This is a genomic window from Brevibacillus fluminis, assembly GCF_003710825.1.
In the GTDB taxonomy this organism is placed as follows: domain Bacteria; phylum Bacillota; class Bacilli; order Brevibacillales; family Brevibacillaceae; genus Brevibacillus_D; species Brevibacillus_D fluminis.
The window spans coordinates 1-2,457 of record NZ_RHHQ01000079.1 but is presented as its reverse complement, the minus strand read 5'-3'; the positions used below and the strand labels follow the sequence as shown (position 1 = coordinate 2,457).

General features: G+C 50.3%; 4 protein-coding genes. 2 read left to right on the top strand and 2 right to left on the bottom strand.

Annotated elements, in window-relative coordinates:
* A partial coding sequence (locus tag EDM56_RS30990) for a cysteine desulfurase family protein (RefSeq protein WP_148040453.1) occupies positions 1–679 on the bottom strand: 679 nt, incomplete at its 3' end.
* 289 nt (positions 680–968) lie between these two features.
* Between EDM56_RS30990 and EDM56_RS31655 the strand changes: the two genes are divergently transcribed.
* On the top strand, positions 969–1,118 hold the full coding sequence (locus EDM56_RS31655) for a hypothetical protein (protein ID WP_183192660.1): 150 nt from the start codon (positions 969–971) through the stop codon (positions 1,116–1,118).
* A gap of 140 nt (positions 1,119–1,258) precedes the next feature.
* Here the strand turns inward: EDM56_RS31655 and dapF are convergent, their stop codons facing one another.
* Positions 1,259–2,122, bottom strand: a complete 864-nt coding sequence (dapF, locus tag EDM56_RS30985) for a diaminopimelate epimerase (RefSeq protein WP_122921753.1) — start codon at positions 2,120–2,122, stop codon at positions 1,259–1,261.
* A gap of 151 nt (positions 2,123–2,273) precedes the next feature.
* Here dapF and EDM56_RS30980 point away from each other — a divergent pair.
* Positions 2,274–2,457 (top strand): DUF84 family protein (locus tag EDM56_RS30980; protein WP_122921752.1); only part of this gene is annotated, 184 nt, incomplete at its 3' end.

Genomic DNA, 2,457 nt, shown 5'->3' with positions numbered 1-2,457 from the left:
CTCCGCCTGCAAGCAGCGGATGTAGGGTTACGCCTTCCCGTTTCGCCAAAATACCGACGCCGCGCGGGCCATGGAACTTGTGCGCAGACAGCGTTAGCAAGTCGATTCCCCAATCTTTCATTTTGAAAGGAACTTTCCCGAAGCTTTGTACCGCATCGACATGGAACAAAATGCGCGGGTGCAGCTTGAGAAACGTTCCGATTTCCTTGATCGGCTGGATTGTCCCAAGCTCATTGTTGACGTGCATGATCGAAACCAGGATCGTGTCGGGACGAATTGCCTGCTGAAGCGATTCAAGCGAAACCCTCCCGTCGTAATCAACCGGCAGATAGGTTACGTCAAAGCCAAACGATTCGAGCTGACCGGCAGCATCGTAAACGGACGGATGCTCTACAGCAGTCGTGATGATATGCTTGCCGCGCGATTGATATTGAAATGCAACGCCTTTGATCGCAGCATTGTTCCCCTCGGTGCCGCCTGAGGTAAAAATGATCTCCGATGGCTTGCATTGTAATGCTTGTGCTGACACCATTCTTGCCTGCTTTAGCAAATTCTCCGCTTCCACGCCTTTTTGGTGAAGCGAAGACGGATTTCCAAAGAAAGACAGCATAGCCTTTTGTACAACATCTACAACTTCCGGATATGGCGGTGTCGTGGCACTGTTATCAAGATAAATCATGAATTGCCACCTGCCTATTTTCGGTGCCATGCACACTGGCACACGGACTAAAATCCACCTTTCATCATACCTCAACTGCATGACAGATTCTACTTTGAAAAATTTCTCAAGGCATTTCGGGGCAAAAAGACTGCTTGAAACGACACCAATCCTAATAATGGTACAACTTCCATCAAAAAGTCACAAAGGTAAGCGGTTTCATTTCTTCGCCAGTCTTTACTTCACTCGCCCAACTTGTTAGAATTGTCAATAAATTATCATCAGCACATCAAGAAAGGGAGCGACAAACATGAGTTCAAGCGTGATAATGGAAGAAAAAATCAAAAAGATGGAAGATGATCTGAAGCGGCTGCGAAAGGAATTCGAAAAAAGCCTTACAGGCGCCGGCTTCGAGCAGCAAGATACGGATGTGTATTTGACAGAGGTGTATAACGCATAGATGACAAAAGGGCACTTGTCCGTCACAACCTCATATGGATAGCAGTGATTGCCGAAAAAGCACAGCAGCTTTGACGGGCAATCACTTTTTTTTTGCAAAAAAAACTCCTGCACACATATGTGACAGGAGCTTTGTTACTTTTACGCCAGTTTCGGGATCTCTCCCCCATATACTCCGGTAAACACTTCCGTCGCGGATCCCGTCATATAGACATGGTTATCCGCCTCACGCCATTCAATGTGCAAATCGCCACCAAGCAGATGAATCGTTACGTTGCGCTCGGTCTGCCCGCTTTGGATCGCGGCGACCGCAGCGGCGCAAGCGCCCGTGCCGCAAGCGAGCGTTTCGCCGGAACCGCGCTCCCATACGCGAAACTGGATGTGTTTCGGATCGAGCACCTTGATGAACTCCACATTCGTCCGTTCAGGGAAGAGCGGATGATGCTCGATGATGGGGCCGAGCTTATGCACATCTTCGCCTCTCACCTCATCAACGAATAAAATGGCATGCGGATTGCCCATCGAGAGGCTTGTCATCGTAAACGCGCGCCCTTCTACCTCAAACAGCTGCTCGATGAATTGCGGCGCAGTCCGGGTCGCCATCGGGATATCCGTACAGTTGAACCGCGGTTCGCCCATGTCGATCGTCACCGTCACGACCTTGCTATCATCTCCCACATGCACAACCGGGAACACGATTCCACCCAACGTTTCAATCGAAAACGATTGATTGTCCGTCAAAGCATGGTCGTACACATATTTGCTGACACAGCGAAGGCCGTTGCCGCAGTTTTTGGCCTCGCTTCCGTCGTTATTAAATACACGCATGCGAAAATCCGCTTTATCCGACGGCATGATCAAAATCAGTCCGTCGCCGCCGATGCCGAAGTGACGGTCGCTCACTCTTCGGGCGAGCTCTGGCAGATCCACCCCATCAAGCGGTTCTTCAAAGCAATTGACATACACGTAATCATTTCCCAAGCCGTGCAATTTGGTAAATTTCATCGACGTAGCCTCTCTCCATCGTATCGTTGATTTTGATTTGTTCCATCTTACCACAGCGGCCGTCCGGGCGTGAATAGATTCCCGCGTTACTTGATGACAAGCCCCCGTGCTATACTACCTATGTCACCTTGGACGCGAAAGGATGGAACCTATGGAATGGGATCAACTGCGCATCGCGCTGGGCACAAAAAATAAAGCAAAGGTTACAGCCGTCCGTTTGGCGACTGGTTGCGAGCCGATTTGCGTATCGGTTCCGAGCGGCGTTTCCGATCAGCCATTGAGTGAAGCCGAGACGATCGCGGGTGCAATCAACCGTGCGAAAGCTGCACTTACGC

Excerpts from the sequence above, each read along its gene's own strand:
- dapF (WP_122921753.1), bottom strand. The coding sequence starts at position 2,122 with ATGAAATTTACCAAATTGCACGGCTTGGGAAATGATTACGTGTATGTC.
- EDM56_RS31655 (WP_183192660.1), top strand. The coding sequence starts at position 969 with ATGAGTTCAAGCGTGATAATGGAAGAAAAAATCAAAAAGATGGAAGAT.